The sequence below is a fragment of the Streptomyces mangrovi genome, from assembly GCF_900114215.1.
In the GTDB taxonomy this organism is placed as follows: Bacteria; Actinomycetota; Actinomycetes; order Streptomycetales; family Streptomycetaceae; genus Streptomyces; species Streptomyces barkulensis.
Map to the genome: position 1 here is coordinate 1 of NZ_FOSG01000042.1, position 6,784 is coordinate 6,784.

A 6,784-nucleotide genomic window follows, 5' to 3' on the forward strand; every position below is an offset into this window, starting at 1 on the left:
CTGCGCGGAAGAGCAGCGGCGGCCCATGGAGCCTGGCTCGTCTTCGAGGACGAAGCCGGTTTCTCCATGACGCCGCCGCACGCCAGAACCTGGTCCCGTCGCGGGCATACCCCGGTGGTGCGGGTCCGCGGTCGCTCCCGCCGTCGGGTCTCGATCGCGGCGCTGACCTGCTACAAGCCCGGTCACCGGTCCCGGCTGATCTACCGGCCCCGCCGCGACGACGGCCGCCGCGACGGCCGCAAAAGCTTCGCCTGGACCGACTACCGCGACCTGCTGACCGCCGCCCACCACCAACTCGGCGGCCCCATCGTGCTCGTCTGGGACAACCTCAACGTGCACAAGGCCGCCGACCTGCAGAAGTGGGCCGCCGACCGGGACTGGCTGACCATCTACTACCTGCCGCCCTACGCACCCGACCTCAACCCCGTCGAAGGGATCTGGTCCCTGCTGCGGCGCGGCTGGCTGTCCAACGTCGCCTTCACCACCCCCGAACACCTCATCCACCGCATCCGGCGAGGACTGCGCCACATCCAGTACCACAGCGACCTCATCGACGGCTGCCTCGCCGAGACCGGCCTGACCATCAGACCCGGATGAACCCTCACGACACCACGAGTTCAACCTCAGTACTCCGGTCAGGCCGAGACCCACAACGCGATGACCGGCCGCCGCTCCCACGGAAGGACGCGGGAGAACATCGCCAGGGCCGTCCGGCTCGGCATCCCGCTGCGCGTCGGAGTCGTCACCGGCGACGAGGACCAGGCCGCAGGTGCCCGGCGGGATCTGGAAGCCCTGGGCGTGGAGCGGATCGGTGTCGATCACGTCCGGCCCTTCGGGCGGGGCGGACAGCAGGACCAGGTTCCCGACATGGCCGAGCTCTGTGGCCGGTGCGGATCGGGTGTGGCCGCCATCGGTCCCACGGGGGAGGTGTCCCCGTGCGTGTTCTCCGGCTGGATGGGCGTCGGCAACGTCAAGCACACCCCGCTCGCCGCTATCCTCGGCGGCGACGCCATGGCCCGTGCCACCACGGCCGTCCAGGGCGCGGCCGGGAGGAGTGCCCCCTGCGGCCCCGACGACGAGGAGTGCACGCCCGGTTTTCCGGGCAGCTCGTGCAGCCCGAGGAACTGAGGACGATGGACACGCCCCTTCTCGCCGCCGACTTCCAGGCGCTGATCCGCCCGCATACGGGGGAACTGGCGCGTGCCCGCCCCGCCACCGGGGGGCATAGCTCGGACGTCGCCACCGTGGTCGAGTGCGAGAGGGGGCCGTTCTTCGTCAAGGCGGTTCCCAACCGGCCCGGCGGTCGGCGCGACTCCATCGTGCGGGAGCGGCTGATCAACCCGGCCGTATGTCCCCTCTCCCCCGCACTGCGGTGGCACGTGGAGAACGACGTGTGGGTCGTGCTCGGCTTCGACGCCGTGGAGGGGCGGGCAGCCGACTTCTCGCCGGACTCTCCCGACCTGCCCACCGTCGTCGGTCTGGTGGACCGAATCGGGGAGCTGGACCTCCCCGAGGTCGCGCGGGAATGGCCGGAGACCCGATGGGAGCGATTCACCGAGGACAAGAGCCAGGCTGCCCTCCTCCGAGGCGATGACCTGCTCTACACCGACATCAACCCCGGCAACATGATGGTCGGCAAGCACACCGCCTGGGCCGTGGACTGGTCCTGGCCCACCCGTGGCGCGGGCTTCATCGACCCGGCCTGTCTGGTGGTGCAGCTCATCGCGGCCGGGCACAGCCCCGAGTCCGCCGAGTCCTGGGCCTCCGGCTGTGCGGCATGGGTGGATGCGGACCCCAAGGCCGTCGACACCTTCGCCCGGGCCAACGCGCTCATGTACCGCGCCTTCGCCGACCGGAAGCCGGATGCCTCGTGGCTCGGAGCGATGGCGGACGCTTCCCGGGCGTGGGCCGACCACCGCGGCGTGAGCACGTAGCGTGGAGGACTGAGCGGTTCCCCTGGCAGGGCTGCCCGCCAGGTCACCCTGCCCGCAGAGATGAGGGACCCCTACGGCGGTGGGGGTCCTTCGTCATGTGCGGATGCGGTTGGTGCCGCCCTTGCCTACTTCCTCCGCATCCACGCGATCTTTCATGGGTTTCACGCGCTGCCGCTCCACCCACGGTACCGCCCGGGGTAATCGCACGGTTACGTATCCGTGAGTACGGAACCGAGCGTCAGGAAGGGCGTACATGGGCGGGAACGCCTTCTCACAAGGGGCCGAGGAGCGGATCGGGGAGGGGCGTGCGCGCTCTGCGGACGGGTGCGGGGATTCCGGGGTGCGCCCGGCGGGGGCGGAGGTGGCTTCGGTGGAGCCCGCCGCCGCGCCCGCGCAGCCGCGTACCGGCCGGCTCAGCACGGTTCCCTACATCGCCTCGTGGAGCCAGGAGCGGATCCGCCGCCCGCCCTTGGTGCGGTGGGTGGGGGTGGGCGGCGAGGGGATCGGTTTCGCCGGGGAGTCGGCGTACGACCGGGACTGGCGCGGGGTGCTGTGGACGAGGCAGACCCTCGCGCGGGGCAAGGGGCACCCCCGGTACCACACGGTGCACACACTGCGGCAGCGAAGGGCCATGCGGCGCATGCTCTGCCAGGTGTGCGGCGGGCCCACCCCTCAGGACGGCCCGCGCCTCTTCGTGCTGCGGGACGTCGGCCGCCCGGTGGAGGAGGGCGAGCGGACCACGGCACCGCCGGTGTGCGTGCCCTGCGCCCGGATCTCCGTGCGGGAGTGCCCGCGGCTGCGGGAAGGGCACGTCGCCGCGCTGGTGGACCGGCCGTACGCCTGGGGCGTGGCCGGGATCGTCCACCACCCGGTCACGCTGGAGCCCCTCGATACCGCCCTGCAGGAGGTGTCCTACGAGGACCTCGCGGTCCGGTGGACCCTGGCCCACCGCCTGGTCGTGACGCTGCACGACTGCACCCCGGTGGACCTGGACGCCCTCGCCCCGTGAGCCGGGCCGCCCGCCGGGCCCCGCCCTGCCCGGTCGTCGGGCGGGGCGGGGCCCGGCGGTCATCCGGTCCGTGCCCGAACCGCATTCTCCGGACGCCTCCTCACCGATCGCCTCGGCCTCCGCTCTCGGCTTCGGCTTCGTGGAGTCGTTCCCCGATGACATCGGCCAGCCGTTTTGGAGCGTTATGCCTGGGTCATACGTCAGGACCCGCCGACGTGTCATGCACCCGAAGCCACTGGGACCTGTGCGCCGACATCGTGTGGAGATGCTTTCCCCCGTCGTTCCGGGGAAGCCGTTTCTGCGCAGCGGCCGTGCCGCCGGCCCTGGCCTTTTCGTACTGGCCCAGGGCCGACGGCCTCTCGAGGTCGTTTCTCGCCGCTCTGCGCTCAGCAGGCCGGTACCGGGGACTGGTTGGTCACGAACGACGAGTGCACGTAGGCCCAGACCGGGGCGGATCCTCCGGAGTAGTTGACGTAAGCCTTGAACCACCGGTTGCTGGAGTAGTTCCCGGTCGCCCATCCAGCGTCCTTGTAGCAGGAGACCCAGGACGCCTGCCCGTTCGGGTTGCGCCAGCCGTCCGAGGTCACCCAGCCGATGAAGGACCACGACTCCGCGTAGGGCGCTGAGCGGGCTGCGGCTCCGGCCTGGACGGTCATCGTCGGATAGCTGACCGCGTGTGCGGCCGGCGCGATCGTGAGCATGGCGCCGATCATCGGGAGGAAGGCGGCGGTGGCTACGCTCATGCGCTTCAGCAGAACTGTCATGCCTCACCCTTTCGGTCTGGCAGCGGGCCTGAGCCGCTGCCGGAGACCTCACCGTAGGAGGGCTGTGGCGCTGCTATGGCGATGACCTCCGATCAGGACGACAACGGATAGGCGGAGATGACGCCCTCCCCGTAGGGCTCCACGATCACGCGGATCGCCAGCCCCTGATGGTGTCCGTCGACGCGGAAACGAGCCGGGATGGCCCACTCCACGTCCGGGAGACGGTGCCATGGGTTGAACAACGTCCCAGGCTCGCCGCTGTAGTCGTCGTCCCCGCGGCTCCACCGCGAAGAGGGGTCGGCGGCCACCGCCTGAGCGGCCACGAAGATCTCCTCGTCGGTCCAGGCTCCGGGGAACAGGCTTTTCCCGAGTTGCCTGGCCTCGGCTCTGCCCGAATGAAGCTCCGCGATGTGATCCATACGGTAAGGCGAGAGGTAACTGCCCGCTTTCCGTAGTTCAGCACCGATCTCGAGCTCGTCCTCCCCCGACACCGCGACATCCTCCCAGCCTCCGTACCTTCCGGGCAGAGCCTCTCTGCCGCTCTGTTCGTGGCCGTAGACGTTCCTGGGGCGGTACGGCTCCGGCTCGGTCGTCATCGGACCTCCTGGAAGGGCGTGAAGGGGGCGCGGGAGGACTATAGATTGGCGTAATGGGGGCTGGCCGCGGCAGTGGACATCCGCAGGGCTCGGAGGCGGAGCGGGCAGCCGAGGCGGGAAAACGCTTACGCGCTCTGCTGGCCGGGCGCCGCGCATACCGGGCTCGCTGGCTGGCTCACACACGGCGCCGGCGAGGGGACGATGTCAGCTACTCCGGGATCGCACAGGTCGTCGCCCTGTACCTGTGGGAAAGCGGCCTGCGCCCCGACACCGACCACACCTTGCCCAGGAAGCTGCGTGACCGCGTGCGGCAGGCGCTGCTCGGGCGGCGGCTCACTCACGAGACGATCACCTGGGTCACCGAATCGTTCGACTTCACATCCGAGGACATCGCAGAAGTCCGGGACGCCTTCTTGGGCCGCAGCGCTGTCGACCTGGGCGGGAACGGAGTGTCATTCACCCTGCGCAGCGAGCCGGTTGCCCTTGTCCGGCCACAGGGGCACCGCACGACGGCCCTGTTCTCGCGCTACTACGTGTCGGCCGACCGTGCCCTGCGGCGCATAGAGACCAGTCACGTCCTCGTCGCCGTCGACGACGGCCTTGAAACCTTTGCCTACAGTCCCCGCGATACGGTGACCGGCGTTGAATCGGTGGTCGGCGGGACCTTCATCGGATTCCGCACCAGCAGTCCGGGGTATGTCGGGGCGGAATTCCGGCTGGATCGGCGCCTCTTGGCGGGTGAGCACTCGTCATTGCAGTACACGACACTCCACCGGCCGGCCTCCGGCCCTTGCGTCCACGTCCGCAGGGCGGCACGCAAACGCATCGACAATGTCGACATGCGGGTGGTGTTCGAAGCAGTCCGTCCCAGAGCGGCATGGTGGTGCGTGTGGGACACCTACAGTGGGTCCGAGCCGATCCGTGCGATCGGCATCGATGTCTCAGCCGAAGGGGAACTGCACCAGTTCTTCCCCTACCTGGAGCAGGCGGTCGTCGGCTTTCAATGGCGGTGGTGAACACTACGGCACTCGCGGGGGAGCGGCGGTGCGTGCGCCGTCCGGCCGCCCCCTCCCCATGCCGACGAGTCTGCCACCGGCCCCCTGACACTCCCTGAACGCCGACGGCCCCCGACCGGGTGGGCCGGCCGGGGGCCGTGGTGAAGTGCGGAGGCTGTGGGATTCGGACCCACGGTGGTATCGCCACCACGACGGTTTTCAAGACCATCCTGTCTCCCGCACGGACACCCATCCTGATCTGCGACAGCAGCCTACCCAGCCGGTTCGGGCAGCTCGGCTTGGCCGCAGGTTGACCGAAGTGCCTCCGAGAGCCACGCCTCATCCGTCGCCACCGTTCGTTGTTCCCGACGTGCCTCCAACCCGTGGGAAGCGTGCGGAGCCGTCTCCTCCCGGGATCAGACAAGCCTTCGCCGACGCGGCCCGCACCGCGTCGGCCAGGTCGGGGACGAGGGCGGCCAGGAGGTCGACGGCCGTGGAGACGGTTCTCTTGGTCGAAAACCCATCTGCCAGGGGCTTCACCTGTCTGTCAGCCCAACTGACCTGCCCGACGGCCAGGTTGGAACGGGCTCACTGAACGCTTCTCATCCTGTGGTTCGTGGGTGATGGCGGCTGGTGGTCGGGGGCCGTAACGCGGCAGGGCTCCTGGTCGTTGCGGCTGGTGATCTCACTCGCCAACGTCTCGACACAGGAGCCCTGTTGGTCCCGTATCGTGCCATGCTCGACGTCCCTCACGAAGTCGTGGAGCACGTTTCCTGGCTCATCTACGCCCGAAGGCGTGAGCTGAACTCCCGCTGGCGGAAGCTGGGCTGCTTCCGCCAGGCCCTGCTGGTCCTGGTGCACCTGCGCAAGAACGAGACCCTGGCCCAGGCCGCAGCGGGGTTCGGCATCTCCACCGCCACCGCCGGCCGGTATGTGAGCGAAACGGTCGACCTCCTCGCCGAGCGCGCCCCGAGCCTGCACGAGGCCCTGCGCGAGCTGCCGCCGGAGGGGTTCGTCATCCTCGACGGCACTTTGGTCACTACCAACCGCATCGCGGCGGACGAGCCGTACTACTCGATGAAGCACCGCCGTCACGGGATGAACGTGCAGGTCATCGCCCGCCCGGACGGCACCCCGCTCTGGTTCTCCCGCGCGACACCGGGCCGCACGCACGACCTGACCGCAGCCCGCGCCCACGGTGTGATCCAAGCCTGCCTGTCCCGTCAGCTCCTCGTCCTGGCCGACCGCGCCTACCAGGGCGCCGGCGCGACCGTCCGCACCCCCTACTACGGTCATCGCGACCTGCCCGAGCACTACCAGCAGTACAACCGCGACCAGGCCCGGCTGCGTGCCCCGGGCGAACGCGCCTTCGCCCGCCTCAAGCAATGGCGGATCCTCCGCAAGGCCCGGTGCAGCACCAACCGCATCGGTCGCACGGTCGCCGCCGTTCACGCCATCGAGATCGCCTGGCGCTCAGGATGAGAAG

Annotated in this window: 8 protein-coding genes; 6 read left to right on the forward strand and 2 right to left on the reverse strand. The window is 69.7% G+C overall.

All coding sequences use genetic code 11. The annotated features are described in order from the left end of the window. The 4 genes from BM237_RS28450 to BM237_RS28465 all read left to right on the forward strand — a co-directional run. A partial coding sequence (locus tag BM237_RS28450; RefSeq protein WP_425443742.1) for an IS630 family transposase occupies positions 1-597 on the forward strand: 597 nt, incomplete at its 5' end. A 60-nt stretch (positions 598-657) separates the two neighbouring features. Continuing rightward, positions 658-1,128, forward strand: a complete 471-nt coding sequence (locus tag BM237_RS28455; RefSeq protein WP_093852623.1) for an SPASM domain-containing protein — start codon at positions 658-660, stop codon at positions 1,126-1,128. Positions 1,129-1,133: 5 nt separating this feature from the next. Beyond that, a complete protein-coding gene (locus tag BM237_RS28460) occupies positions 1,134-1,934 on the forward strand; it encodes a hypothetical protein (RefSeq protein ID WP_093852629.1) in 801 nt (266 codons plus the stop codon). A 370-nt stretch (positions 1,935-2,304) separates the two neighbouring features. Further along, entirely contained in the window at positions 2,305-2,943 is a 639-nt protein-coding gene (locus BM237_RS28465) for a hypothetical protein (protein WP_093852624.1), read from the forward strand. A 386-nt stretch (positions 2,944-3,329) separates the two neighbouring features. Here BM237_RS28465 and BM237_RS28470 read toward each other — a convergent pair whose 3' ends face one another. Next, positions 3,330-3,686, reverse strand: coding sequence for a hypothetical protein (locus BM237_RS28470; RefSeq protein WP_217655944.1), 357 nt, complete (start codon positions 3,684-3,686; stop codon positions 3,330-3,332). 113 nt (positions 3,687-3,799) lie between these two features. Continuing rightward, positions 3,800-4,303, reverse strand: coding sequence for an EndoU domain-containing protein (locus tag BM237_RS28475; RefSeq protein ID WP_175541184.1), 504 nt, complete (start codon positions 4,301-4,303; stop codon positions 3,800-3,802). A 53-nt stretch (positions 4,304-4,356) separates the two neighbouring features. On the opposite strand from BM237_RS28475, the gene BM237_RS28480 reads away from it, so the two are divergent. Continuing rightward, positions 4,357-5,319, forward strand: a complete 963-nt coding sequence (locus BM237_RS28480) for a hypothetical protein (protein ID WP_175541185.1) — start codon at positions 4,357-4,359, stop codon at positions 5,317-5,319. 714 nt (positions 5,320-6,033) lie between these two features. Beyond that, a complete protein-coding gene (locus BM237_RS28485; RefSeq protein WP_093852628.1) occupies positions 6,034-6,780 on the forward strand; it encodes a transposase family protein in 747 nt (248 codons plus the stop codon). The last annotated feature ends 4 nt before the right edge of the window (positions 6,781-6,784 follow it).

Excerpts from the sequence above, each read along its gene's own strand:
- BM237_RS28455 (WP_093852623.1), top strand. The coding sequence starts at position 658 with ATGACCGGCCGCCGCTCCCACGGAAGGACGCGGGAGAACATCGCCAGG.
- BM237_RS28460 (WP_093852629.1), top strand. The coding sequence starts at position 1,134 with ATGGACACGCCCCTTCTCGCCGCCGACTTCCAGGCGCTGATCCGCCCG.
- BM237_RS28470 (WP_217655944.1), bottom strand. The coding sequence starts at position 3,686 with ATGAGCGTAGCCACCGCCGCCTTCCTCCCGATGATCGGCGCCATGCTC.
- BM237_RS28475 (WP_175541184.1), bottom strand. The coding sequence starts at position 4,303 with ATGACGACCGAGCCGGAGCCGTACCGCCCCAGGAACGTCTACGGCCAC.
- BM237_RS28480 (WP_175541185.1), top strand. The coding sequence starts at position 4,357 with ATGGGGGCTGGCCGCGGCAGTGGACATCCGCAGGGCTCGGAGGCGGAG.
- BM237_RS28485 (WP_093852628.1), top strand. The coding sequence starts at position 6,034 with ATGCTCGACGTCCCTCACGAAGTCGTGGAGCACGTTTCCTGGCTCATC.